Source organism: Nocardia sp. NPDC004711, assembly GCF_053601595.1.
Genome location: NZ_JBSGCB010000004.1, coordinates 171,134 through 196,888, shown reverse-complemented (window position 1 = coordinate 196,888; position 25,755 = coordinate 171,134). Strand labels below are relative to the sequence as shown.

General features: G+C 69.1%; 23 protein-coding genes. 12 read left to right on the top strand and 11 right to left on the bottom strand.

Annotated elements, in window-relative coordinates; translation table 11 throughout:
- Positions 1-11: 11 nt before the first annotated feature.
- Positions 12-1,091: an acyl-CoA dehydrogenase family protein gene (locus ACWEKS_RS05450; protein WP_452338948.1), complete on the top strand. Its 1,080-nt coding sequence runs from the start codon at positions 12-14 to the stop codon at positions 1,089-1,091.
- Positions 1,092-1,287: 196 nt separating this feature from the next.
- Here ACWEKS_RS05450 and ACWEKS_RS05445 read toward each other — a convergent pair whose 3' ends face one another.
- The gene (locus ACWEKS_RS05445; RefSeq protein ID WP_452338947.1) at positions 1,288-4,185 is read right to left on the bottom strand and encodes a BTAD domain-containing putative transcriptional regulator; all 2,898 of its coding nucleotides are present in this window, start codon (positions 4,183-4,185) and stop codon (positions 1,288-1,290) included.
- Between the two features lie 231 nt (positions 4,186-4,416).
- On the opposite strand from ACWEKS_RS05445, the gene ACWEKS_RS05440 reads away from it, so the two are divergent.
- The 6 genes from ACWEKS_RS05440 to ACWEKS_RS05415 all read left to right on the top strand — a co-directional run bounded on the left by ACWEKS_RS05440 (position 4,417) and on the right by ACWEKS_RS05415 (position 10,640).
- Positions 4,417-5,190, top strand: coding sequence for an RsiV family protein (locus ACWEKS_RS05440; RefSeq protein WP_452338946.1), 774 nt, complete (start codon positions 4,417-4,419; stop codon positions 5,188-5,190).
- Positions 5,191-5,261: 71 nt separating this feature from the next.
- A complete protein-coding gene (locus ACWEKS_RS05435) occupies positions 5,262-7,757 on the top strand; it encodes an MFS transporter (protein ID WP_452338945.1) in 2,496 nt (831 codons plus the stop codon).
- Between the two features lie 15 nt (positions 7,758-7,772).
- Positions 7,773-7,922, top strand: coding sequence for a hypothetical protein (locus ACWEKS_RS05430; protein WP_452338944.1), 150 nt, complete (start codon positions 7,773-7,775; stop codon positions 7,920-7,922).
- 93 nt (positions 7,923-8,015) lie between these two features.
- Positions 8,016-9,191 (top strand): elongation factor Tu, encoded by a 1,176-nt coding sequence (tuf, locus tag ACWEKS_RS05425; protein ID WP_452338943.1) that lies wholly within the window; start codon positions 8,016-8,018, stop codon positions 9,189-9,191.
- A 78-nt stretch (positions 9,192-9,269) separates the two neighbouring features.
- A complete protein-coding gene (locus tag ACWEKS_RS05420; protein WP_452338942.1) occupies positions 9,270-10,439 on the top strand; it encodes an acyl-CoA dehydrogenase family protein in 1,170 nt (389 codons plus the stop codon).
- Positions 10,440-10,505: 66 nt separating this feature from the next.
- Positions 10,506-10,640, top strand: a complete 135-nt coding sequence (locus ACWEKS_RS05415) for a hypothetical protein (RefSeq protein ID WP_452338941.1) — start codon at positions 10,506-10,508, stop codon at positions 10,638-10,640.
- Here the strand turns inward: ACWEKS_RS05415 and ACWEKS_RS05410 are convergent.
- Both ACWEKS_RS05410 and ACWEKS_RS05405 read right to left on the bottom strand, forming a co-directional pair.
- Positions 10,630-11,445, bottom strand: coding sequence for an SDR family oxidoreductase (locus ACWEKS_RS05410; protein ID WP_452338940.1), 816 nt, complete (start codon positions 11,443-11,445; stop codon positions 10,630-10,632). The genes ACWEKS_RS05415 and ACWEKS_RS05410 overlap by 11 nt on opposite strands.
- A gap of 10 nt (positions 11,446-11,455) precedes the next feature.
- Positions 11,456-11,659, bottom strand: coding sequence for a hypothetical protein (locus ACWEKS_RS05405; RefSeq protein WP_452338939.1), 204 nt, complete (start codon positions 11,657-11,659; stop codon positions 11,456-11,458).
- A 225-nt stretch (positions 11,660-11,884) separates the two neighbouring features.
- Between ACWEKS_RS05405 and ACWEKS_RS05400 the strand changes: the two genes are divergently transcribed.
- Positions 11,885-12,913, top strand: a complete 1,029-nt coding sequence (locus tag ACWEKS_RS05400) for an AraC family transcriptional regulator (protein ID WP_452338938.1) — start codon at positions 11,885-11,887, stop codon at positions 12,911-12,913.
- A 15-nt stretch (positions 12,914-12,928) separates the two neighbouring features.
- Here the strand turns inward: ACWEKS_RS05400 and ACWEKS_RS05395 are convergent, their stop codons facing one another.
- Together ACWEKS_RS05395 and ACWEKS_RS05390 are read right to left on the bottom strand one after the other, a co-directional pair.
- Positions 12,929-14,653 carry an N-acyl-D-amino-acid deacylase family protein gene (locus tag ACWEKS_RS05395; RefSeq protein WP_452339034.1) on the bottom strand — a complete coding sequence of 575 codons (1,725 nt, stop codon included), beginning with the start codon at positions 14,651-14,653 and terminating at the stop codon, positions 12,929-12,931.
- Positions 14,654-14,893: 240 nt separating this feature from the next.
- Positions 14,894-15,100, bottom strand: a complete 207-nt coding sequence (locus ACWEKS_RS05390) for a hypothetical protein (RefSeq protein WP_452338937.1) — start codon at positions 15,098-15,100, stop codon at positions 14,894-14,896.
- A 263-nt stretch (positions 15,101-15,363) separates the two neighbouring features.
- Here ACWEKS_RS05390 and ACWEKS_RS05385 point away from each other — a divergent pair, with 263 nt between their 5' ends.
- The gene (locus tag ACWEKS_RS05385) at positions 15,364-16,026 is read left to right on the top strand and encodes a lysophospholipid acyltransferase family protein (RefSeq protein WP_452338936.1); all 663 of its coding nucleotides are present in this window, start codon (positions 15,364-15,366) and stop codon (positions 16,024-16,026) included.
- A gap of 314 nt (positions 16,027-16,340) precedes the next feature.
- Here the strand turns inward: ACWEKS_RS05385 and ACWEKS_RS05380 are convergent, their stop codons facing one another.
- Both ACWEKS_RS05380 and ACWEKS_RS05375 read right to left on the bottom strand, forming a co-directional pair.
- Positions 16,341-16,730: a RidA family protein gene (locus ACWEKS_RS05380; protein WP_452338935.1), complete on the bottom strand. Its 390-nt coding sequence runs from the start codon at positions 16,728-16,730 to the stop codon at positions 16,341-16,343.
- An 86-nt stretch (positions 16,731-16,816) separates the two neighbouring features.
- Complete coding sequence (locus ACWEKS_RS05375) at positions 16,817-17,116, bottom strand: hypothetical protein (RefSeq protein WP_452338934.1); 300 nt, start codon at positions 17,114-17,116, stop codon at positions 16,817-16,819.
- Here ACWEKS_RS05375 and ACWEKS_RS05370 point away from each other — a divergent pair.
- The 3 genes from ACWEKS_RS05370 to ACWEKS_RS05360 all read left to right on the top strand — a co-directional run bounded on the left by ACWEKS_RS05370 (position 17,105) and on the right by ACWEKS_RS05360 (position 18,321).
- Positions 17,105-17,251, top strand: a complete 147-nt coding sequence (locus tag ACWEKS_RS05370; RefSeq protein ID WP_452338933.1) for a hypothetical protein — start codon at positions 17,105-17,107, stop codon at positions 17,249-17,251. The genes ACWEKS_RS05375 and ACWEKS_RS05370 overlap by 12 nt on opposite strands.
- A gap of 73 nt (positions 17,252-17,324) precedes the next feature.
- Positions 17,325-17,909 carry an MFS transporter gene (locus tag ACWEKS_RS05365; protein ID WP_452338932.1) on the top strand — a complete coding sequence of 195 codons (585 nt, stop codon included), beginning with the start codon at positions 17,325-17,327 and terminating at the stop codon, positions 17,907-17,909.
- A complete protein-coding gene (locus ACWEKS_RS05360) occupies positions 17,863-18,321 on the top strand; it encodes an SRPBCC family protein (protein ID WP_452338931.1) in 459 nt (152 codons plus the stop codon). Before ACWEKS_RS05365 ends, ACWEKS_RS05360 begins: the two co-directional genes overlap by 47 nt.
- Positions 18,322-18,346: 25 nt before the next feature.
- Here ACWEKS_RS05360 and ACWEKS_RS05355 read toward each other — a convergent pair whose 3' ends face one another.
- From ACWEKS_RS05355 to ACWEKS_RS05340, 4 genes are all read right to left on the bottom strand, one after another.
- Positions 18,347-19,897, bottom strand: coding sequence for a flavin-containing monooxygenase (locus tag ACWEKS_RS05355; RefSeq protein WP_452338930.1), 1,551 nt, complete (start codon positions 19,895-19,897; stop codon positions 18,347-18,349).
- Between the two features lie 10 nt (positions 19,898-19,907).
- Positions 19,908-22,505, bottom strand: coding sequence for an SDR family NAD(P)-dependent oxidoreductase (locus ACWEKS_RS05350; RefSeq protein WP_452338929.1), 2,598 nt, complete (start codon positions 22,503-22,505; stop codon positions 19,908-19,910).
- Between the two features lie 28 nt (positions 22,506-22,533).
- Positions 22,534-24,090, bottom strand: coding sequence for a flavin-containing monooxygenase (locus ACWEKS_RS05345; RefSeq protein ID WP_452338928.1), 1,557 nt, complete (start codon positions 24,088-24,090; stop codon positions 22,534-22,536).
- 121 nt (positions 24,091-24,211) lie between these two features.
- Entirely contained in the window at positions 24,212-25,663 is a 1,452-nt protein-coding gene (locus tag ACWEKS_RS05340; protein WP_452338927.1) for an ABC1 kinase family protein, read from the bottom strand.
- Positions 25,664-25,755: the final 92 nt, after the last annotated feature.

Sequence of the window (25,755 nt, the reverse complement as noted above, 5' to 3'; positions counted from 1 at the left end):
GGAGTAGCACTATGGATTTCGAATACACCGACGTGCAGCGGGAACTGTCGGAATTGGCTCGTGAGCTGCTCGCCGACTGGGCCGGCCGCCATCCTCGGCCCGGCGACACCGGGTTCGATCCGGACCTGTGGCGGGCCATGGCGGGCGCGGGCCTGCTGGACGCGGGGCTGCCCGAGCGCGCGAACGGCGGCGGCTACGGGCTGCTGGAACAGTGTGGCGTACTGACCGAGATCGGCCGGACCGTCGCTCCCGCACCGTATTCCACGAGTATCGCGGTGGTCGCGGCGACACTGGCCGAGTTCGGTGACGACGCGCAGGTGCAGCGCTGGGTGCGGCCGCTGCTGCGCGGCGAGACCACCTTGGCGCCGGCGCTCGCGCGTGACTTCGTCGCGTTCGAGGCCGAGCGCGGCGGGAACGGCTGGCGCATCCGGGGTTCGCAGTCGGTCGTCGCGGACGCGGCCTTCGCGGACGGATTCCTCGTCGAAGCCCGTTGCGGCGCGAATTCGATGCTGCTCCTGCTGGATCGGGGCGCCGACGGCGTCACCGTGACCGGGCAGCACGTGGTGAACGGAACGGACGCGGCGGTGCTGGAACTGCGTGATGCGCAGGTCCCGGATCGGGATGTGATCGCCGCGCCCGAGGCCGCCGCCTGGGCCCGGCGTCGCGCGGCGGTGGCCGCCTGTGCGCTGCAACTCGGCATCCTCGAACGCGCTCTGGAAATGACCTGCGAATATGCCCGCACCAGAAAGCAATTCGACAAACCCATCGGCTCGTTCCAGGCGGTGCGCCAGCGCCTGGCCGACGCCTATATCGATGTCGAAGCCGTTCGCCTGACGCTCTGGCAGGCCGCGTGGCGCGAATCCCATGGGCTCCCAGCGGAATCCGAGGTCGACGTGGCGAAATTCTGGGCGGCCGAGGCCGGTCACCGCGTCGCCCACGCCGCCATCCACATCCACGCCGGCACCGGGATCTACCTGGACTATCCGATGCAGCGCTACTTCACCGCGGCCAAACGCGCCGAGTTCGAGGCGGGTGGCGCCACCGCGCACCTGCGCACACTGGGTGCGCGCCTGGACGCGGATCTGTCCTGAGAGCTTCGGGGAAGGGGCCGGAGGCGCCGCCGGCCGGTGCCGGCGGCGGCTATCCGATCTGCATGAGCCGGATGCGCACCCCTCGTGCGCACGCGGGCATGACCTCATCGCGCGCGAGTACCCCGGGTGTTGCAGACCCGGGGAACCCGCGTACCTGCACGCTCCCACGGGCCGATAAAAAGCGAATAAACATTCTCTATCCGGTGGCCGGTCCCGGTGCGAACAGCGTCGCCAGTGTCGGTGCGGGCAGCCCGGCGCGGCGGAAGATCTCGGCTGCGTCGGCGTGCTCGCGGGCGGCGGCCTCGTGATCGCCGCGCGCCGTGCGGGCGGTCGCGCGCAGGGACAGCGCCCGCGCCCGGTCGAGGGGATCGGCCGCCTTGCTCAGCAGTCGCAGGGCCTGGGTGGCCTCGCTTTCCGCGGCGGCGTCGTTCCCGGCGCGCAGGTGGATCTGGGCCAGCCGGGTGCGCGCCCAGCCCTCCCACAGGCGCACGCCATTGCGATGGGTCATGCGCACCGCGTCCTCGGCCAGTGCCAGCGCGAGCGCGTGCTCGCCGAGCATCGAACGGGTGGCGGCCAATTCGTGGGTGGCCCAGCCCAGCGCGACCGCGTTCGACGACTCCTGGGCCAGCGCGATGGCCCGCTCGGCCACCGCGACCGCCTCCGCGTACTGGCCGGATTCGCACAGCGTGCGGGTGGCCAGGGCCAGGATCCACGCCTCCAGCGACCGATCGTCGAGTGCGCGGGTCCAGGCGATGGCATTGGCGTAGTGCCGATGCGAGTCCTTGGTATTGCCGGTGCGCCGATCCGCCACCCCGAGCAGGATCTCGGCCAGCACCTGCAAGCGCCGTTCGGCATCGTCGGCGGGCTGCGAAATGGGTTGCAGGAACTCCAGACTCGCCTCCACCTCGCCCAGCCCGATCTGCATCATGGCGCCCAGCGCCACCCGCAGCCGTCGCGCGCTGGCATGGTCGCCGTCGCGGATCGCGGTGTCCAGCAGGGCCTTCAGGCCGTCGGCGAGCTCGCGGGCGCGGCTGCCGGTGTCCATGAGCTCCGACATCACCCAGGCCAGATCGGCTGCCAGCGCCACCGCCCGCCCGCCGAGCCGGGCCGCCTGGCGGTGCAGTGCGATGATCACCGGCCGTTCGACATCGTTCCAGGACTGGCCTTCCGCCCCGCCGGCGAAAGTGTGGCCCGGCACGGTGGTGGGCACCAGCAGCAGCGTGGTGTTGCTGTAATCGAGTGCGCCGAGCAGGTTCTTGGTGCTGGCCAGGTAGTAGTCCAGCAGCCGGACCACGATCTCCGATTCCCGTTCGCCGAGATCGCGGTTCGCGGCGGTCCCGGCCAGCCGGGCCGCGAACAGCCGCAGCAGGTCGTGGAAGCGGTAGCGGCCGGGCGCGGGCGTCTCCAGCAGGCTCAGATCGACCAGCGATTCGCACACCAGCTCGGCCCGCGCCACCGGCACGCCCAGCAGTGCCGCGGCCCCGTCGACCGGGAAGTCCGGCACATCGGCGCGGGCCAGCATGCGAAACGCCCTGGCCTGCTCGGTGTTCAGCTGCCCGTAGCCGAGGCGGAAAGCCGCCTCCAGGGTCAGGTCGCCGGTCTGCAGTACCTCGAGGCGCTGGCTCTCGTCGGCCAGCCGCTCGGCCAGCGAGGCGATGGTCCACTGCGGCCGTACCGCCAGCCGCGCGCCGACGATGCGCACCGCCAGCGGCAGGCAGGCGCACTGCTCGATCACCGCGTAGGCCGCATCCCGTTCGGCCGCAACGCGTTCGGCGCCCAGGATGCGGGTCAGCAGCGTCATGGCCTCCTCGCGCTCCAGCACGTCGAGGCGGGTACGCCGCACCGCGGGCAGTTCGGTGAGCGCGGAGCGGCTGGTGATCAGCACCGCGGTACCCGGCGTACCGGGCAGCAGCTGCGCCACCTGGGCGCTGTCGCGGGCATTGTCGAGCACCACCAGAATCCGCTTGTCGCTCAACAGTGTTCGCAGGTGTGCGGCGCGATCGTCCACGGCGGGCGGGATATCGCCCTCGGCCACCCCGAGGCCGCGCAGGAATCCGCCCAGCGCGTCCCCGGGCGGGATCGGTTCGGGGTCGACGCCGCGCAGGTTCACATACAGCTGCCCGTCGGGGAACCGGTCGCGCACCTGATGGGCGATGTGCAGGGCGAGGGTGGTCTTGCCGACTCCGCCCATGCCGCCGACCGCCGAGATGGCCACCGCCGGTCTGTCGCCGGTGAGCTGGGCCGCGATCTCCTCCGCGACCCGGGACCGGCCGGTGAAATCGGCGATGTCGGGCGGCAATTGGGCCGGGGTGACCACCGCGCGGGCGGCCCGCGGCACGGGCGGCAGCTCGGCGCGCAGGATCCGCGCGTGCACGTCGCTGAGTTCCGGTCCGGGCTCCACGCCGACGCCGTCGACCAGGGCGCGGCGGGCGCGCCCGTATTCCTCGAGTGCCTCGGCCTGGCGGCCGGAGTGGTACAGCCCGGTCATGAGCAGTGCGCGGAAGCGTTCCCGCAACGGATGCTCCTCGATGAGCGGCCCGAGTTCGGCGACCGCCTCGGCGCTGCGGCCGGTTTCGATATCGAGGGCGAGGCGGTCCTCGAGGATGGAGAGCCGCCACTGTTCGAGCCGGGCCCGCTGCCGCTCGGCGTAGGGCCCCGGCAGTCCGCCCAGCGCGGCGCCCTGCCAGCGGGCCAGCGCCGACTCCAGGGTGTCGCGGGCGTTGCCCGGATCCTCGTAGCGCAGCCGCTCGGCCGCGGCGACCTCGTCCTCGACGTCGTGAATATCGGTGCGCCCGGGCGGGAGTCGCAGGGCGTAGCCGTCGCCGATGGAGATCAGCAGGGTGGAGGGTCCGCGGTTGACGCGGTCGGGTTCCAGTTCGCGCCGCAGTTTGGCCACGTGGGTACGCAGCGCGGGCACGGCGCGCAGGACCGGGTCCTCGCCCCAGATCCCCTCGACGAGCTCGGCGGCGGTGACCGCCTTGCCCTCGCGCAGGAGCAGTGCCGCCAGCACGGCGCGCCGCTGTGGCGGACCCAGATCCAAGGGCGTGTCCCCACGCCATGCGCGGACCTCGCCCAGTACGGCAAATCTCAGCAAACCGACCTCCCCGTCCGGGAGTCTAGAGGGGTCGAGACAGCGACGATTCGCCGACTATCCTGCACCGATTCACGCCTTCCCTCGGGGAATGGGTCCGTGGTCCGGACCGTCACCCATCCTGCGCGCCGCAGCGGCCATTGGTGGGTCATTGGCCGCTTCCAAGCGGCGAGTCCGACTCTGATCGCGGGCGCCGCACCGAGACGGCCGCCCCCGATCGTCTGGAGGCAACCCATGGGGCTGAAGTCCGCCGCCGTCATCGCCATGTGCGCCCTGGCCCTGGGGCTGGCCGCCTGCCAGGCGCAGCACGCGTCCACCGGTCCGGGCGGCGTCGGCACGCCGGCCTCGACCGTGGAACCCGCCGCCGACCAGCAACGCGGGCACGGTCGCTTCGTCGCCACCACCGAGCACCTGACCAGCAGCGGCAAGGGCAGTGTCGGCTTCGACATCGACGTGCCGCAGGTACGGGTCGAGGGCACGGGCGTGAACTGGCCCGCCGGACGGGAATTCGACGATGCCATGGTGCAGGGGCTGTGGACCTACGTCGACCAGCACCAGGATCCCGCGGTGATCACCGACCCGAACAAGTCGAGCACGGTCGAGCGCATCGGGACGCACGTGCTCAGCGGGGTGCTGTACCTGCGCGTCGACTTCCACGGCGCGCACCCGGAGGACCGGCTGTTCTCGCATGTCACGAATATCGATACCGCGCAGGAGATCACGCTCGCGAGCCTGTTCACCAACGAGCAGCAGGGGTTGAATGTGCTGGCGGCGCAGACGAAGACGCAGCTGACCCGCACCCGGGTCGCCGATGTCGTCCGGTTCGACGACGTCACAGCCGCCGCCCCCACCTTCCAGGTCTGGACCGCCACCCAGGTCGGACTGCACGTGTACTTCCAACAGGGGCAGATCGGGCCCGAGGCGGCCGGCGTCGTCGACGTCACCGTCCCGTGGCCGGACCTGAACGACGTGCTGAAGCCGGGCATGCTCGCGGTGCTGTCGAGCTAGCGCCGGCCCGGCCGGCCGCCACGCCGATCGAAACCGGACAGCCGGTCCTGCCTGCCACGTAACCTGTGGACGTGGCAATCGGTGACACGTCGCGCGGCGCGGCGCGGCCCGGAATCGCGCTGGCCACCGTCACCGCGGTCCTGTTCGTGACCTTCCTCGACACCACCGTGGTCTCCGTCGCGCTGGCCGACATCCGGTCGGAGCTCAGCACCGATGTCGTGCTGCTGCAGTGGGTGGTCAATGCGTACACCCTGGTCTTCGCGAGCCTCATGCTGGCGGCCGGATCCCTCGGCGACCGGTGGGGACGCAAGCGGGTCATGGTCGCCGGGTTGGCGATCTTCTGTGCGGGATCGGTGATTTCGGCGCTGGCGGCGAGCGTGCCGATGCTCATCGCCGGTCGCGCGGTGATGGGACTGGGCGCGGCCGCGTCCGAGCCGGGCACCCTGTCGGTGCTGCGGCAGGTCTTCCCCGATCCCCGCGCCCGTGCCAAGGCGCTCGGGGTGTGGGCGGCGGTGTCCGGTCTCGCCCTGGCCGCCGGGCCGGTGCTCGGCGGCGTACTGGTCGGGGCGTACGGCTGGCGATCGATCTTCTGGTTCAATCTGATCCTCGGCGTGGTGGTGCTGGCCGCCGCGCTGCGCTACGTGCCCGAGAGCGCGGATCCGCAACCGGGGCAGCTGGATTGGCTCGGCTCGCTGCTCGGCGCGATCTTCCTCGGTGCGGTGATCTATGCCGCGATCAGCGGCGAGCACCGCGGATACGGCGCACGCCCGGTGGTCGCGCTGTTCGTGCTGGGCGGGCTCGCGTTCCTCGCGTTCGTCGCCGTCGAGAACCGGGTTCGCAACCCCGTCTTCGACTTTCGCTATCTGCGGCTCCCACCGGTGCGCAGCGCACTGTTCGTCGCCTTCGCGGTCTACTTCGGGGTCTTCTCGATCTTTTTCTTCACCGCGCTGTATCTGCAGGTGATGATTCACTACTCGGCCGGGCGGACCGCGGCGGTGTTCGCGCCGATGGCCGTGGCGATCATGCTCGGAGCGGTGGCCGCCGGATTCTGGGTCGCCCGTACCGACGCCCGCACGCCGATGTTCGCCGGCTGTGTCGTGGGTGCGGCGGGCATTCTGCTGACCCGGCACGCGCTGGACGGCACGGTGGAGTTCGCGCCGCTGGCCGCCACCCTGGCCGTCGCCGGTCTGGGGTTCGGCGTCGCCGTGGTGCCGCTCACCGCGGCGGTGCTGACCGGTGTACCCGCCGAGCATTCGGGCATGGCGGCCGCGGCCACCAACACCATGCGGCAGGTCGGGGCGGCCGTGGGCGTCGCGGTCCTCGGCTCGCTGGTCAACGGTTTCCTCACCGCCGATCTGCGGATCCGCCTCACCGAGCTGGGCCTGCCCGCCGACCTGCAACCCATCGCCATCGACGCGGTCGAACGCGGCCGCATCCCACCGGGCCTCGACCTGGCCACAGCCATCAAGTACGCACCGCACGTCCACGAGGTCCTGCAGACGGCGACCGTGGCCTTCCGGCACGGACTCGATGTGGCGCTGGTGGTTTCGGCGCTGGCGATCCTGACGGCCGGGGCGTTCACCGCGCTCACCGGGCACGACGCCGACTCCGTGCGCTGGTGGCGCGAACTGCCCCCGGCCATGGGGGCTTTCGTCATGGCGACCGGAATCCTTTCCGTCGGAACGCATCTCACCGGATACGAGACGGTCTCACGGCTGCTGCTGGCGCTCGCGGGCATCATCTGGCTAGTGCTGGCCGCCGATTTCGTCTCCCGGCAGCTGTGGGATCACGACCGCTGGGTGTCCGAGGCCGACACCCCGGCCGCCCTGACCGCGGTGGCCGCGACGACCGTACTGGGGACCCGGCTGTGCCTGCTCGGCTGGCAGGTGGTGGCCATCGCCCTGCTCGTGGTCGCGACGGTGGTGTGGCCGATGCTGCTGGTCATGGTGATCCGGCACTGGAACCGGCGGATGCCGGGCGCGGTGTTCCTGGTCTGCGTGTCGACCGAGGGTCTGTCGGTGCTGGCGGCCACCCTGGCGCAGGACGGCGCCGGCGACTGGCTCGCCGCCGCGGCACTGGTGTGTTTCGTGCTCGGATTGCTGTTGTATCCGGTGGCATTCGCGCATTTCGACATCGCGGAGATCTGGCGGGGCGCGGGGGACCAGTGGGTCATGACCGGTGCCCTCGCGATCTCGGCCCTGGCCGCGTCCAAACTCACCGCCTGGCAGCGGTGGACGGGAATCCCGCATACGGTGCTCGGGGCAGTGACGCTGGCGCTGCTCGTCGTGAGCCTCGGCTGCTACGCGATTCTGGTCGGGGCCGAGGTGATTCGCTTCCGCCCCGGATACAACGTACGGCGGTGGGCAACGGTGTTCCCGCTCGGTATGACCTCGGTCGCGGCGCTCTCGACCGGCGCCGCACTGTCGCTGTCCTGGGCGTGGACCCTCGGCCGTGTGCTGCTCGTGGTGGCGATCGTCGTCTGGCTGCTGGTCGTGGCGGAACTCGCCGCGACCCGCCGGCCCGGCCGTACCGAGCCCACCCGGCTCACCGGGGCGTCGGATCGCTGAGTGACGGTGTGCCGGATGGTGATCGGGAAAATCGATTGCGCCCGAGCCGATCCGCCCGGCACGATCGTCGGCATGTTCGCACAGTCCATCGCCGCATTCCCCGCAGTCGCGGGCGCGATGGCTGCTGCCCTGGTGGTCTTCGCATTCGACGGCGCACGACGCTGACCTTCTCCGGGACGTCCCGGGACCTCAGACGGGGAAGGTCGGCTCGCTGCTGAGGTCCCCTCGAAACCTTGACTCCCGGTTGGAGAACCAATCATGGCCAAGCAGGCCTATGTCCGCACCAAGCCGCACCTCAACATCGGCACCATGGGGCATGTCGACCACGGCAAGACCACACTGACCGCCGCCATCACCAAGGTGCTGGCCGAGCGCGGCGGCACCGCCTTCGTCCCGTTCGACCGCATCGACCGGGCGCCGGAGGAGATCGAGCGCGGCATCACCATCAATATCGCGCACGTCGAATACGAGACGGCCACACGGCATTACGCGCACGTGGACATGCCGGGGCACGCCGACTTCGTGAAGAACATGATCACCGGCGCGGCCCAGCTGGACGGGGCCATCCTGGTGGTGTCGGCGGACGACGGCGTCATGCCGCAGACCGCCGAGCACGTGCTGCTGGCCCGGCAGGTGGGTGTCGAGCACATCGTGGTCGCGCTCAACAAGGCCGACATCGCCGACGGCGAGCTGCTGGAGCTGATCGAGCTCGAGGTGCGAGAGCTGTTGTCCGCCAACGGATACGACGGCGACGGCGCTCCCGTGGTGCCGGTGTCGGGGCTGCGGGCGCTGCAGGGTGACGAGCACTGGTCGGTGCAGCTGCTGCGCCTGCTCGACGCTGTCGACGACTACGTGCCGATGCCGGTGCGCTACCTCGACGCGCCGTTCCTCATGCCGGTGGAGAACGTGCTCACCATCACCGGTCGCGGGACCGTCGTGACCGGTGCGGTGGAGCGCGGACGCGTCCAGGTGGGCGACCGCGTCACGGTGCTCGGCTTCGGCGGCACGATCGAGTCGGTGGTCACCAGCCTCGAAACCTTCGGCCGGACCATGGAATCGGCCGAGGCGGGCGACAATGTGGCGCTGCTGCTGCGCGGCGTGCAACGCGGTCAGGTGGCGCGCGGCCAGGTGGTCGCGGCGGTCGGCAGCATCGCGGTGCACACCGGGTTCACCGCGCGGGTGCGGCTGCTGACGGCGTCGCAGGGTGGTCGGCGCACGCCGATCGTCACCGGATACCGGCCGCAGTTCTTCGTCCGCACCGGTGACGTCTCCGGTCAGGTGGCGGTGCCGGAGGGCCGCGCGATGCCGGGTGAGACCGTCGAGGTGGCGGTCACGCTCGACCGCGCGATCCCGCTGGAGCCTGGGCTCGGCTTCGCGGTCCGTGAGGGCAACCTGACGGTCGCCGCGGGGACGGTCCTCACCGTCGACGGCTAGCGGCGAACGAATCCCGGCCACTCAGTGTGGCCGGGATTCTCTCATCCGGCGTGCGAATCGTCGTCGACGATGGGGTTCATGGAACGTGGGCACTATGGGGACGACCATCGCGCATTCGCCGAACTGGCACGGGGTTTCGTGCGCAAGGAGGTCGCGCCGCACTATCTGGAGTGGGAAGAGGCGGGGATCGTGCCGCGCTCGGTCTTCGCGCGGGCGGGCGAGCTGGGACTGCTCGGATTCGCGGTACCGCAGACCTACGGCGGGCTGGGGGTGGCGGACTTCCGCTTCAATCAGATCCTCATCGAGGAATTCATGGAGGGTGACGGCGCGGGAGTAGGGCTGAATTTCGCGCTGCACAATGACATCTGCACGCCGTATCTGGTGGAACTGACCACCGAGGCGCAGCGGCAGCGGTGGCTGCCGGGATTCGTGGCGGGGACGCTGATCGCCGCCATCGGCATGACCGAGCCGGGCGCCGGGTCGGATGTCGCCGGAATCCGGACGGCCGCAGTGGATATGGGCGATCACTTCCTGGTGAACGGCGCGAAGACGTTCATTACCAATGGGATCAATGCCGATCTGGTGATCACGGCGGTGCGGACCTCCGCCGAGCGGCACCAGGGCGTGACCCTGATGGTGCTGGAACGCGGGATGGCGGGCTTGGAACGGGGGCGTAACCTCGACAAACTTGGCCTGCACTCGCAGGACACGGCCGAGTTGAGCTTCACCGACGTTCGCGTGCCCAGAGAGAATGTGCTGGGCGAGGTGGGACGCGGCTTCGAATACCTGATGCGCAACCTGGCTCAGGAGCGCATGCAGATCTCGGTGGCCTGTCTGGCGCGGGCGCGGGTGGCGCTGCGCATGACCATCGAATATGTCGGCGGCCGTGAGGCTTTCGGGCAGCCGATCGGGGGGTTTCAGAACACCAGGTTCACCCTCGCCGATGTTGCCACCGAGGTCTCGGTCGCCGAGGCGTTCATCGACAAATGCGTTCTGGAGCTGAACGCCGGTCGGCTCACGCCGGCCGATGCGGCCAAGGCCAAACTGTGGGCTTCGGAGATGGAATTCCGGTGTATCGATCGGTGTCAGCAGTTGTTCGGTGGGTATGGGTACATGCGGGAGTATCCGATTGCGCGAGCGGCGGCTGATGCGCGTATTACTCGCGTGTATGGCGGGACCTCCGAGATTATGCGCGAGATAATCGGCCGTGACCTGAATTTGACCGATCGGTCTCGGGGTGGGAATTAGCGAATTATGTTGCTTTACTGGACAATTCGGATTCCGTGAATGATCTTCGGGCGGTAGAATGGGGGTATGGATTGGGGTGGGCAGATCATCGACGACATTACCGCGGTGGACGCGGTCGGTGTGGTGGGTGACGCGCTCGATCTGCTGATCTTTTCTCTCTTTAGTTCCTGGCTTCTTTGGCTTTTGGTTCTTATCGTTTGAGTCCTTGGGCGGTCGCGATCAGCCGCTCCATCGCAGTGCGGGGCAGGATGCGGCGAATTGCGAACATCAGCGGGGCATTGCTTCCTACCGCATACAGTGGCTTCGGCCGGTCCGAGTCGGCTGCTGCCACAATGGTTTCCGCGACTTTCTCGGGCGGGATCCCTTTGCTCATCTGGCTGTCGAGCTTGGCCATGAACTTGGTGAACTCCGCGGCGTGCGGAGAGTCTTCAGCGATGTACTTCATCCGTCGCTCGCTCAGGCCGGTGTCGATCTGGCCGGGTTCCACGGTGGTGATCCAGACGCCGTACGGCGACTCTTCGAAACGGGCGGCGGTCGCGAATCCGCGCAGTGCCGCCTTGGTCGCAACGTAGGAGGAGCGGTAGGGCATGGGGAAGCTCCCCAGCATGGATCCGACCATGACAACGCGCCCGTAGCCTCGCTCGCGCATTCCGGGCAGCACCGCCTGTGTCAGCGATACCGCACCGAACACGTTGAGCTGGAACAGCCTTTCGATCGCTTCCCGGGGCAGTTCGGCGAGCGGTCCGGCCTGGCTCTCTCCGGCATTGTTGATCAGTATGTCGATCGCGCCGAGTTCGGTGGTGAAGCGGTCGATCGAGTCGAGGTCGGTGATGTCCAGTGCGCGGTACTCGACTCCGGCCACGCGGTCGGCGGCGGCGATGGAGTCGGGATTGCGGCTGGTGCCGATCACCTTGTGGCCGCGGGCCGCGAAGGCAGCAGCGGTGGCCTTGCCGATGCCGGAGGACGCGCCGGTGACCACCACGGTACGGGTCGTGTTGCTGCTCATACGGCAGACGTTATCGGGCTCGGCGGGACTCCGGCCAGGTGGTGGGCCGGCGTTGTGTCTGGACGTCGGGCCATGAACACAGGATCTCGGTGCAGTGGGCCTGGCGGCGTTCCGCGGCCGTCTCGCTGGTAACCGACCGGATGCCGAGCCACATACCGATGCCGAAGGCGGGTGCCGCCAGCGCGGGAATTAGCAGGATGGCGGTGAAGCTCATGGTGGGCAGGCCTCGATTGCTGGTCGTCGTCCGGACCGGATGTGGATGAATCGCAGGGGGGCACCGGCTGTTACGTGACGAATCGCGTGTCGACCGAAACGCATCATGTGTCGCATTCGAATCTGTCGGTTGCGCCACACCGGGCGGTCTCTCGTTGATATGTTTCGCCAACCCGATGGGGAACAGACATTTTGGTCGGGAGTAGTCGAAGAGGACGACGCGTACATGTTCGACTGGGATCTAGTCAGAAACACCTCCGGCGTGCACATCGTGGCGCGGCTCGCGGAGGAACGGGGGATGCCGGTGGGGGAGTGCCTGGCCGGCACGGGAGTGCCGCCCGAGGCGGTGATCGACAGATATGCGGAACTGTCTGCGCGGCAGGAGCTTACGGTGGTGCGCAATCTGCTCGCCCGATTCGGGGACGAATCGGGGCTGGGCGTGGAGGCGGGGCTCCGCTATCGCGTCTCGCTCCATGGACCGTGGGGGCTGGCGCTGCTGGCCAGCCGCACGCTGCGGGACGCCGTGCAGGTTGCCCTGCACTGCGTGGAGCCGGCCTTCGCCTTCGGGCGATTGAGCTTCGAGGAGGCGGATGGCGAAGGGCGGCTGCGGTTCGATGATTGGGAATTACCCGAGGAGGTCCGCGCCTTTCTGGGCGAGCGGGTCATGACCGGTGTTCAGGTGATCGCCCGGGAATTGTTCTCCGTGGGAGTTCCGGTGCGGCGCTTGAGTTTCCGGCACGGCGCGCCCGCCGATACCGCGCGATATCGGTCGGTCTTCGGGGTGGAACCGGACTTCGGCGCGGCCGGCACCGAGCTCGCGTTCGACGCCGCCCACCTGGATGTGGCGCTGCCGCAGGCCAACGAGTGGGCGCGCAGTCGGTGCGAGCAGATGTGCCGGGACCTGCTGGCCCGCCGCCACGCTCGTACCGGCGTCGCGGGCGCGGTGCGGGATCTGCTGATCCGCAATCCGGGGGTGCTTCCGGATCAGTCGGCGGTGGCGGCCGAGATGTATGTCAGTGCGCGCACGCTGTCGCGGCGGCTCCACGAGGAGGGCACCTCCTTCCGCACACTGCTCGACGAGGTGCGGCAGGCGTTGTCGGAGGAACTGCTGGACCGGACCGATATGACCACCGAGCAGGTGGCGGGGCGGCTGGGCTACGCCGAGGCCGCCTCCTTCATCCGGGCCTTCCGGCGATGGCAGGGTTGTCCGCCCCAGGAGTATCGCGCGCGCGGCAGGATGCCCGAGCTGGTGTAGCCGCGGCGCTCGGTGTCAGTGCTGCGCGGTCAGGAAGGTGCCCGCGTGCAGCGTGGTACCGAAACCGGGCGCGAACTCGCCGTACTCGTAGACCAGGTGGCCGCCGACCACGGTGGCGGCCACCGCACGGTCATTGCGGTTGACCATGCGCTGCAGGCCCGCGACGCCGGGGAACGGCGCCTCGGCGTAGGCGCTGCTGGAGCCGTCGAAACCGGCGGGGTCGATGACGACGATATCGGCGCGGCCGCCGGCTCGCAGGTGACCGGCGTCCAGGCCGTACCAGTCCGCCAACTCGCCCGTGACCCGGTGGATCGCGGTCTCGAGCGGCAGGAATCCGCGCTGGTGCGCGCGTTCGAGCAGGCGCAGCCCGAAGTTGTAGAAGGCCATATTGCGCAGGTGTGCACCGGAATCGGCGAAACCCACCTGCATCATGGGCGAACGCTGCAGCCGGTCCAGCACCTCCTCGCGGTCATTGGCGATGACGGTGCGCCACCGGAGCTTCGGGCCGTGCGTGACCGCCAGATCCAGCAGGGCGTCGGCGGGATCGATGCCGCGTTCGTCCGCTACCGCGCCGAAGGACTTGCCGACGACCTCCGGCTCGGGGCAGGACACGATCACCGCGTCGTACAGGTCGCGGTTCCACACGCGCGGGCCGTACTTCTTGGCCAGGTCCTTGCGGAAATCGCGGCGATAGGATTCGTCTGCCAGCAGTTCGCCGCGCTTCATGACGTCGCGGATATTGAGTGCGGCGACCCCGGAGCCGAACTCCTCGAACACCACCAGATCCACGCCGTCGGCGTACACCTCGAACGGGACCGGCAGGTGCTGCCACCGGAAGCGTGCTCCGCCAACGGTATTCACGATCCACGCCGCGGTGGTGGCGGCACGGGCGACGGTACGGTCGGCCTTGACGTCCATGCCGGCGATGAGGGTGGTCTTGAGCGGCTTGCGGAAACGGCCCGCGCTCTCGGCGAAGTAGCGGGCGATCTCGGCGCGGGCGGTGAGGTTGGGCGTGCTCTGATGCACGCGGCCGCGGCGGCGCAGGATCGCATTGAGGGCGTGGTACTCCCGCCAGGTGGCATACGTGGAGGGCAACTGCCGGGTGGGGAATCGGACGCCCTCCAGCTTGGAGAACGAGCTGCGAATCGTGGACAGCCCCAGGAATCCGGCGTCGAGGGCGTCGTCGAGCATGGCGCACATGCGGGCCAGCTCGGCCTCCGTCGGCCGTGCCGCGGCATCCACCGCGCGGGCCAGGCCCATCACCGTGACGCGCATATCCGAATGTCCCAGGAACGCAGCGACATTCGCGCCGAGCGGACGGTCGGCGATGGCCTTCGCGTAGGAGTGCGGGCCGTCCCAGTCCTTGTGCTCCTTGACGGCCGAATGCACCGCGTCCCACGGCAGTGCCTCGACGCGCGCGAACAGGTCGGCGCAGTCCTCGGCCTCCGAATACACGGTGGACAGCGAGCAGTTTCCGAGCACGACCGAGGTGACCCCGTGCCGGACCGATTCCCCCAATCCGGGATTCCCGAGCACCTCGGCGTCGTAGTGGGTGTGCACATCGAGCATGCCGGGCATCACCCATCTGCCGGTGGCGTCGACCGTGCGCTCCCCGTCCGGAATCTCGCCGCCGATGACCGTGACCTTGCCGTCGGTCACCCCGACATCCGCGCGGACCGGCGGCTTCCCGGTGCCGTCGAACACCGTGCCACCGCGTATCACCAAGTCGCACCGAGCCATCGCCATCACCCTGTTCCTCGGCTCGCCATTGAGGGTTTTTTACAGGCTATAACCGAAATGTGCGGTTGGTCACGGTTCATTGTGGCGGGAAAATCATCGTTGCGGCCCACGCCATAGGGCCACGACCTGGGACTGTCCATCGTGTCCCAGGTCGCGGCGCTCCATGCCGCCACGCCGCAGGTCGAATCGGATTCCAGCGGAATGGTTTTCATCCTCATCTTCGCGATCGGCGAGCAGCGCTCAGTGAGGCGTGGGGCAGAACGGTTCGCATGATGCGGGTGGTGCCGGTGCCGGTGCCTGTGGTTCCTCGAAGTGCGCGGAATTCACCAGCAGCAGGACTGCGATGGCGAATACGAGCACCGCGGCGGACGCGACCGCCACGAATCCCCAGTTGAGTCTCGGGAAGGTGATGACCTTGGTACCGTCTTCGACGACGAGGAAGAGCACCGCGGCATTCCCCGGCGATCGGGACAATTGGGACAAAACGGTGTGACGCCACCAGTTTCCAGTCATGGCAGCACTCGCCCCTTGCTGAATTCTGTTGGGATTCTGCTGTGAGTACAGCAATCTCCAGGCTACGCCCGAAAAATCGCCATAGCAATCCGCTATTGTGCGATTTCCGCTCGGCCCCTGAGTAGTTCTGCGGTGGCGCGTACCCCGCCGCCCGGCGAGTATGAAAACCATTGCCGGACTATCCATGTGGGAGAGCAATGAACGCCGATGCACGACGCCCCAAAGGGCTGGGCAAACGAGCCTGGCTGACAACGCACCTGGTCCGACGCATTCTCCGCACGCTGGCGTGGTCGAACTTCGTCCACGTCACCGTGATCGGCCGCGACCGGATCCCGAAAACCGGCCCGGTCATCATCGCGAGCAACCACATCTCGATGCTCGACGCGGTCTTCCTCTGGGGAGCGCTCCGCCGCCGCGCCATCGCCATTGCCATGGCCGAACTGTGGTCCTGGCCGGTTATCGGCTGGCTTGTCCGTCGCCTGGGCCAGATTCCCGTCATTCGCCGCGACTCCGACTCCGGCCGCAATGCCATGGCCCACGCAGAGCGAATTCTCCACCACGGCGGTGTGCTCATCATCTACCCGGAAGGCCGCCTGGTCCCGCCCGGCGACCACGAACCCTACAAACCCGGCGTAGCCAATCTGGCCTTGACAACCGGCGTCCCCATCATCCCGGTAGCCACCACCGGCACCGACAATGTCCTCCCCATCCGCCGCGCCGCCACCCCCGCCCGGCCCTTCAACCGCCGCCACCCGGTGACCATCCACTTCGGCGCGCCCATCAACCCCGCCGACTTCGACAATCCCGAAAAGCTCCTGGACCACCTCCGCCACCAGATCGAATCTCTCCAAACCCCTTGACTCCGGCTGAGGTCGCCGCGTGAATGTGCAAGTAATCCCAGGCCGACTGCTCGAAGCGCCGACACCGGGGGCGACCGGGATGGATCGCCGAGCCTTCGGTGAATTCATCGGTCCCCGAGGCGAACTCGCGTCCTACGCGTTCGGCTGGATGGCTGAAGCCGACCCGCACGCCGCCCGGTTCACCGTCGGCATCGGGGCGGGGAATCCTGGCGGTGGGACCTTTCATGCCGTGGTGTTCGTGCACGACAACACGCATGCCTTCGCCCTCGTCGACGACCCGTTCGAGAAGGTCCCCGCGTGCAGGAAGAGCGCGGCTACGGGAGTATCGCGTCGGCTTCTATTTCGACCAGGAGTCGCGGGTCGATCAGCTGGGAGATTTGGAGCATGGTGGCGGCGGGGCGGATGTGCGCGAAGACTTCGCCGTGGGCCTTGCCCACTTCTTCCCAGCGGGAGATGTCGGTGACATAGATTCGAGTGCGGATGACGTTTTCGAGGGAGGCGCCGACTTCGCTGAGGGCGGCGGCAATTCGGCGGAGAGCCTCGCGGGTTTGTTCGGCGATATCGTCGCCGCCCACGGGCGGGCCGTCGGGGGTGGCGGCGGTGGTGCCGGCCACCGCGATCCATTGGCCGACGCGGACCGCGCGCGAATAGCCGACGATCGGCTCCCATTGGGCACCTGAGGAAACAAGCTGTCGAACGGTCATCGTCCTATTCTGCACACTGCCGGGAGTGTGCAGCGGACCGGAGCTACCTCCGCGCTACAGGCCGACGCCGTGGCGGAAGTGGTGCGTCATCGATCGGGCAGGGCCTGGCACAGGGCTTCGAGTGCGGGGCCGAAACCGTGGTCGGAGGGCGTGCCGTAGCCGATGACCAGACCGTCGCGGTGCGGCATGCGGGCGGCGGGGTGGCGGTAGCGGCGCAGGCCGTCGAGGGCCAGACCGCGGCGGCGGGCGGCATGCAGGGTGGAATCCTCTGTGCCGTCCGGCAATTCGAGGACCGCGTGCAGCCCGGCGGCGATGCCGCTGACCCGGATGTCGGTGGCTTCTGGTCCATCGCGGGCGGCATCGCGCTGCGGCTGGTGCCCGAGCATCAGGTCGCCCGCGCCACCGCGGTCATCTTCGGCGGTGTCGAAACCGCCTCGGTGCTGGGCGTTCCCACCGGCACGTTCCTCGGCGACCGAGCGGCTGGCGCACCGCCTTCGGCGCGGTCGGCGTGCTCGGCCTGACCTCGGTGGTGTGCATGGTCTTCCTGATGCCGAGCCTGCCGGCCGAGCAGTCGGTCCACCTGCGGGAACCTTCGTGCGCCCGATCCTGCACGAGCACGGTGTCGACGATCGCGCGACCGGGGTGCTGCTGCTGGTATTCGGCATCGCCGGCATCTGCGGCAACTTCCTCGCGGGCGCGCTGGTCGCGAAGAGCCTGCGGCGCACCACCCTCGGCATCGGGGTGCTGCTGGTCGCGGCCATGGCCGCGCTCGCCCTCTTCGACACGAATATCGTTGCCGCCGGTACGATCCTGATGCTCTGGGGCCTCGGCTACGGCGCCGTCCCCGTCACCTTCCAGACCCGCATCCTGCGGGCCGCCCCGGACACCACAGAAGCGGCGTCGTCCCCGTTCGTCTCGACCTTCAATTTCTCGATCGCCCTCGGCGCGCTGGCCGGCGGCATCGCGGTCGACCACGCGGGCCCGCTCAGCGTCCTCTGGCTCGGGGGTGGTTCGATCCTGGCCGCCGTGTCGATCCTCGGCGGCCGAGCCCGGACTCCCCGGCGCGCCACCGCCCAGCCGGTCCGGCCTCCCCGATCGTGGTGGACGGCCCGAGGGGTGGTTCGATCGGGGTATGAGCGACGGTGGAGAAGCCAGGCGAGTTGTGTCCGCAGAGCGTGAGATAGCCGCCGGGGCCGCGCGGATATTCGAATTGATCGCCGATCCGGCGCAGCAGCCCCGCTGGGATGCGAACGACAATCTCGCGCAGGCGGAGCCCGGGCAGCGGGTGCGGTCGGTCGGTGACGTCTTCGAGATGACGCTCACCCATGGCGGGGTCCGCCAGAACCGGATCGTGGAATTCGAGGAGGCGCGCCGAATCGCCTGGCTGCCTTCGGAACCCGGTGCACAGCCGCCCGGCCACCTGTGGCGGTGGGAGCTGGAGCCGTTGGGCGACAACCGGACCCGCGTGACCCACACGTACGACTGGACCCATCTGGCCGATGAGAAGCGCCTGGCCCGGGCGCGCGCCACCACCTCGGAGAAGCTGCAGGCATCGGTCGATCGGCTGGCGGCGCTGGCCGAAGAGGAGTGATCGGCCGGCTGCGCGCCCAGGGTTCTCAGGAGGCCGCCTCCTGGAGCTCGCGCACCGCGGCGGTGCTGTAGCGGTAGTCGTCGAGTGGGAAATGCCTGTTTTCCCAATACATTTCCAATTGGGTCGAGGGCCGGAAGGCCGCGCCGTCGCCCTGGTAGTTGATGTAGTAGGTGTTCGAGGTGATACAGCCCTGGGTGAACAGGTGGGTCCGCTTGGCCCGCCTGTCCATCCGCGCGAAGTACTCGTCGTGCGGCTGCTGCCGCACCTCCACCCGGGTTGCGCCGCGCCGGCGAGCCTCCCCGATGACCCGCGCCGCGTGCGCCGAGGTCGATTCGATCAGCGGAATATACGAACCGGGCGCGTAAGCGTAGGGCCCGACGATCAGGAAGGCATTGGGGAACCTGGGCACCGACACCCCCTGATAGGCCTGGAAGCGGTGCTCGTCCCAGAATTCGCCCAGTTCGAGCCCGTCGCGACCGTAGATCGGATAGGGCGGCGTGTACCCCTTCTCCATCACCTTGAATCCGGTGGCGCACAGCACCATATCGAATTCCCGCTCCCGCCCGTCGGCGCTGACGATGCCGGTCGGCGTGAAATGCTCGATGGCCTCGGTGACCAGATCGACATGCGGGAGGGTGAACGTCTTGAAATACGAGTTCGAGATCGACGGCCGCTTGCACCCGAAGCGGTAGTCCGGCGTCAGCTTGCGGCGCAGCTCGGGATCGCGCACCTGACTGAAAAGAAAGGCCTTCATGGCGGTTTCGGCCGCCGTCATACCCATCGAGGTCAGCCGCGGATAGTTGGAGATGGCCAGCCCTGCCCCCAGCCCCGCGTTCACGCCCACATTGCCGAGAAGGCGCACTGTCCGCTGTAGCGGCGCGAAATTCAGCACCGCGTTCGCGACCGGCCCCATAGGGAAGTCCACCTTCGGCCCGATCCAGATGGCCCGCCGCTGATACACGGTCAGCTGCGCGACCTGCTTGGCCAGTTCGGGAATCACCTGCAGCGCCGTGGCTCCGGTGCCGATCACCGCCACCCGCTTACCCCGGTAGTCGTAGCCGTGATCCCACCGGGAACTGTGCATGATCTTGCCGGTGTAGTGGCCGACCCCCGGAATATCCGGATTGTGCGGCTGCTCCAGCCCGCCGACCGCGCCGATCACATAGCGTGCCGTGATCTCCGTGCCGTCCTCGAGGGCGATCCGCCACAGATCCCGCTCCTCGTCGAAAACCCCGAGCACGACGCCCGATCCGAGCCGCAGCTTGCCGCGCAGCCCCTGCCGATCGACGACCTCCTCCGCGTACCGCTGCAATTCCGCGCCGGGCGCGAAGAATCGCGACCAGTGCGACCGCGGCTGAAACGAGAAGTTGTACACCGGCGACGGAATATCCACGGCCACACCGGGATAGGTATTGGCCAGCCAGGTGCCGCCGACCTTCGGCCACTTGTCGACCAGGACGAAGTTCTCGACCCCGATGCGGCGCAGCGCGACACCCGCGCCGATCCCGCCCAGACCCGCACCGACGATCACGACCTCATGGGTGGGCCGGGGCTGGGAACCATTGGTAGCGATCATGACTGAGACCTCACGTCCTGGATGGATCGGATTCGAGAGCGCCGCCGGACTCGGCCGCCGCGCGCGCCCGCGCGATGACCTCCGGAAGCTGTTGCCGCCGTAACTTGCCCGCGGTCGTGCGCGGCAGTTCGGGCACGAACACGATGTCGCGCGGCACCTTGTAGCCGGCCAGCGTGGCCTTGATGTGCCGTTGCAGGGTGCGTGCCCCGGCCCGCGCCCCGGCCCGGAGCACCACGGCCGCCGCCAGCCGCTGCCCGAAATCGTCGTCGGGCACCCCGACGGCCCCGGCGTCGGCCACCGCCGGATGCGCCAGCAGCGCCTCCTCGACCTCCTGCGGGAAGACGTTCTCGCCGCCGGAGACGATCATGTCGTCGGAGCGGCCGTCCACGAACAGCCTGCCCTCGGCATCGACATGCCCGAGATCACCGGAGTCCATGTGCTGTCCGACCATCGTCTTGGTCCGGCCGTCGCTGTAGCCGGCGAACACGCCCGGGTTCTTGTTGACGATCCGCCCGGTGACACCGGTGGGCACCTCGCGGCCGTCGCCGTCGACGATGCGGATGTCCACGATCCCGGTCAACGGCCGCCCCACGGTCCCGGGCGCGGCCCGCAGATCCGCGGGCGTGGCGAAGGTCCCCGCGCCGGTCTCGGTGGAGGCGTACGCGTTGAACAGCACCTCACCGAACTCGTCCATGAAGGCGGTGGCCAGCCAGGCGGGCAGGGGAGCAGCGCCGCACACCACCATCCGCAGGCTCTCGAGGTGATGGCCGCGGCGGTCCGCCGCCGGCAGATCCATGATCCGCTTGATCATGGTCGGCACCAGGCAGGCGATCTGCACACCATGCCGCTCGATATCGGCGAGCACGGTGTCGGCGTCGAACCGGTCGTGCACGATGGCGGTCGACCCGAGCAGGAACGCCGCGGCGAGCGCCAGGAACCCGTAGGTGTGATGCAGCGGCGGGGCGATCACCATGGGCCGTCCGAGCCGCGGAATCGTTTCGATCCGGGCCAGGTCGCCGAGCGCGAGCACCATGCGCGGGCTCAGCCCGGCCAGCACGGACCGCGCGCCGAGTGTGCGGGGCGCGCCCTTGGGTACACCGGTGGTGCCGCCGGTGAGCAGAATGATCGAGCCCCCACCCGCGGGTTCGCGCACCGGCGGCCCGCCCGCGGCGACCAGGTCCGCGACGGTCGGCAAGCCGTCCGCGGCGCCTCGCACCACCACCCGCCGACCCCGGTATCCGGATTTGTCGATCGCGGTATGGAATTCGCCGTCGTACAGCAGCAATTCCACGCGTTCGCGGTCGAGCACCTCACCGATCTGCGGCCCGGCGAAGCCGTAGTTCAACGGCACCAGATCCGCGGAGAGCCGCGCCGCCGCATAGGCCGCGATCACGAATCCCCGATGATTGCGGCACAGCACCCCCACCCGCTGCCCGCGCCGCACATCCCAGCGCGCCCGCAGCGCCGCCGCCAGCCGCTGCACCTGCCGATCCAGCTCGGCCGCGGTGATCGGGCCGTCGTCGTCGATCATGGCGGGCCGATCCGGGAACCGCGCGGCGCACACCGACAGTGCCGTGGCCAGTCCGACCCCACCGCGCAATGCCCGGGCCAGCTGGGGAATCCGGGTGGGCGGCACCAGGTTCAGCGCGCCGCTGGCCGGAATCCACCCGGCCACCGTCACCGCGTCGTCGATCAGGTTGGCGGCTCGCTCGACCCGCCCGATCGGCCCGGCCCAGTCGACCGGCCGATTGTTCCAGTTCCCGGCCTTCGCGTATGTGGTCAGCAGCCGTTGCGCCGCACGGGAATTGTCCAGCGCATAGGACAGGGGCGCGCCGGCCCGCTCCCACCACGGCCGGATCGCCAGGGGACGGTCCACGATCGCCCGGCACACCATGCTCGCCGCCTCCTCGGTCGACATGCTCGGGGTGTAGCGATAGATCCGGTACGGCCCCAGCATGTCCGAGCGCACCAGTTGCAGGTGAACGGTCGTGACATCGATGCCGTCCGCGCGCAATTCCGGTGCGGCGCCGCGCATCCAGGAATTGAACGCGGACTTGGAGGCGATATAGGCCGTCCAGCCGACACCCGGGCCGTGCACACCGGCGGTACTGATATTGACGATGTGCCCCTGCCTGCGCGCCCGCATGGACGGCAGCAGGCTCAGCACCAGGCGCATGGGGCCGAGGAAGTTGATGCGCGCGGTGTCGTCGAAATTGTCCCAGCGGTCCAGCGAATCCGACAGCCAGCGGCGAATCGATCGACCGGCATTGTTGACGAAGACATCCACGTGCCCGTGCTCCGCCAGTACGTGCGTGATGAGTGCCGCGCAGGCCTCGGTATCGGAGAGATCCGCCGGATAGGGGTGGACGGTTCCCGGGAATTCCGCGGTCTCCGAACGTAATTCCGCCAGCAGGGACTCGCGGCGGGCGACTGCGAGCACGGTCGCGCCATTGGCGGCCAGGCGGCGCGCGGTGGCCCGCCCGACGCCCGAGGACGCACCCGTCACCAGGATCACCCGGCCCGTCACGGCCGGTGCCAGGCGGCGGTCGCTGATGCCGTATCCGGCCGCGCCCAGTGCGATCCGGACCGATTTCGGCAGTTCCATCATGGCTCGACTTCCTTGTCGAACGGCGGGGTCAGGCGGGCAACCGCTCGAATTCGTAGTCGGCGAACGGGAAGTGACGATGCGCCCGCTGCGCCGAGAAGAATCCGGTGGGCCGGATATAGGTGCTGTCGCCCTGCGAATTGCGGTAGTAGGTGGGCACGTGCGCATTCAATTCGGCCAGGTAGTAGCGCATGGCCGCGCCCCGCCGATACACGCGGCGGTGATAGGCGTCGTGCACGTCCTGACGGATGGCCACGAATGTCGCCCCGCGTCGCCGCGCCTCCGAAATGGCGCGCACCGCATGGTCGGCGGTCATCTCCACGAAGGCGTGCCAGCCGCTGCCGGTCCATGAATACGGGCCGACCAGCGTCCACCGATTGGGCAGCGCGGGCAGCGAGACGCTCTCGTAGGCCTGCAATCCCTGCTCGGTGAAATACTTTCCGAGATCGACACCGTCGCGGCCGACCACCATCCCGGGCGTGTAGGTCTCCGGATCGGAGAACACGTGATAGCCGGTGGCCAGCACGATCAAGTCGAATTCGCGCTCGACGCCGTCGGTGGTGCGGATGCCGTGCGCGGTGAATCGTTCGATGGGCGTGGTCACCAGGTCGACATTGTCCCGGTTGAACGCCAGCAGATACCCGGTGTTCAAGGTCGGCCGCTTGGCGATCGGCCCGTAGTCCGGGGTGAGGCCCACCCGAATCCCGGGATCGCGCACCATGAGTCGCAGCAGACCGCGATAGCCGCGAATGGCGGTCGTATCGAAGGCCCGCATGGCCGGCCGCACCACCGCCAGCGGTGCGTTCGACATGCCGCGCAGGGCGGCGTCGACCACCACCAGCACCGCGCCGTGCAGCGTCGCCTGCAGCCCGGGGGCCTGCAGGGCCAGCTGGACCGCGCGTGGAATCCGCGGATTGGGTTTGGGCAGGCACCACACCGGCGTGCGCTGGAAGACGGCGAGGCTGCCCACCGCGCCCGCGATCGCCGGCGTGATCTGCACCGAGCTCGCGCCGGTGCCGATGATCGCGACCCGCTTGCCGGTGAGGTCGTAGTCGTCGTCCCAGTCCGAGGGGCGCTGAATCGTGCCCTGGTACAGCGCCAATCCGGGAATTCCGGGATCGGTCTTCGGACTGATGAACGCCCCGACCGCGCTGATGACGAACCGCGCGGTCGTCACCTCGCCAGTGTCGAGGTGCAGCGTCCAGCGGTGCCGGTCCTCGTCCCACTCCTCGCTGACCACGGTGGTCCCGAACCGGATGTGCGGATAGAGCCCGAACCGCCGCGCCACCGTCATGTGATATCGCTTCACCTCCGCGCCGGAGGCGAACAGCCTGCTCCAGTTGGGGTTTCGCGCGAACGAGTACTGGTAGGCCAGGGACGGGATATCGACTTCCAGCCCCGGGTAATGGTTTTCGTGCCAGCTGCCGCCGACCTCGTGGGCCCGTTCCAGCAGGACGAAGTCGCGCACCCCGGCCCGCTTCAGCTTGACCCCCGCGGCAATGCCGCCGGGCCCCGCGCCGATGACGGCGACCTCGTGGTCCGGAGCCGAAAGCTCAGGAGGGCGGATGTCTTTGGATGCAGTGGTCACGACGGGGACCTTCCGGACAGACTCCGGCGCTACGTTGCGCCTGTCACCCAGGGTAGTTCTGTCTGGGACAGTGATCAAGACCTTGGGGTGACGGTGAGCCCGCAAGCCGGTCCGGTGCGGCTCAGCCCGCCGCGAACCCGGTCGCCGCCGCGCCCGCCCGGCGCAGCCGCACGGCCTCGAGATCGGCCGGCTGCCCGCCGCGCGCCCGATGCCGGTCCATGACCGCGCTCAATTCCGGTGACCAGCGCAGAATCTCGGCGCGCATCGGCCCGGTCGTCGCGAGCTGCGCGACCAACCCCAGCAAGGTGACCAGTCCGCGCTGGAACGGCATCAGATACGCGGGTATCCCGAGCTGGCGGTACACATTGTCCAGCCTGGGGCTCATGGCGTCGCGGGTGCGGCCGCGCAGCCACTCGGTATCGACCCGGGACGTCTCGTGCCGCAGCAGTTCGGTGAACGGCAGCAGCTTCTGGGCCAGCCCCGCGCTGTCCAGACCGCGCTGCTCATCGGTGAACCCGTGGCTGCGCGTGGCCCGGTCCAGCTCGGCCGGCCCGCCATTGATGAGCGCGTCGGCCAGGTCGTGCACCAGTGCCGGGAACTGGGCCGGCGGCCACGCCGGGCAGGCCCCGAAATCCACCACGCCCAGGCGGCCGTCGGGCAGCACCCGGAAATTGCCGGGATGCGGATCGCTGTAGAGCAGCCCCGAGCGCGGCGCGGACGACCAGAAGAACCGGACCGCCAGCATGCCCACCCGGTCGCGCTCGGCCTGCGCGCCCGTGGTGATCAAGCGGGACAGCGGAATACCGTCCAGCCACTCGCTGACGATCACATCGCCGCACTGCGCCACCACCTGCGGCACCCGGAAATCCGGATCCCCGGCGTAGGCTTCCGCGAAGCGGCGCTGGCTCTGTGCCTCGGCCGCGAAATCCAGCTCCATGCGCAGGCATTCGGCCAGCTCGTCCACCACCGCGCGACCGTCGGTGTGCGGCGCGAAAACCGGTGTCAGCCAGGCCAATCCGCGCAGCCGCTGCAAATCGCTGTCCACCGCCGCGCGGGCGCCGGGGTACATGACCTTGACCGCCACCGCCCGGCCGTCGTGCCAGATCGCGCGATGCACCTGGCCGATGGTGGCCGAGGCGGCCCGGCGATCGTCGAATTCCCGGAAGTTGTCCCGCCAATCCGGGCCGAAGGACGCCGCCAGCACCGTGTGCACGGTGCGCGGCAGCATGGGCGGCGCGGCGTCCTGCAGCCGGGCCAGCGCGATCCGATAGGGCTCGGCCAGCTCCGGCGGCAGGGCCAGCTCGTAGATGCCCAGCACCTGGCCCAGTTTGGCGGCGCAGCCCTTCAATTCGCCCAGCACCTCGGCCATGTGCTCGGCGGTGCGCAGCTGGATCTCCCGATCGATCTCACCCGCCGGCCGGCCCAGTGCCCGCTTGCCGGCCCCGGCCGCCTGCCGCCCGGCGTAGGCCAGCGGCACCGCGGCCAGTTTCGCGGTGCGAATCACTGTGCGGGCAGGCGGATTCCCGCCGATGTCCGCATCCCCCCGTCGCGCACCGCTTCGCCGCAAACTCATCGATCAACCAACCCCTAGCGCGCGTTTCGATCGAATGCGCATCACGGAGTCTGCCACGAAGTGAAACTATGCGGTACGAAAACCTGTACGCC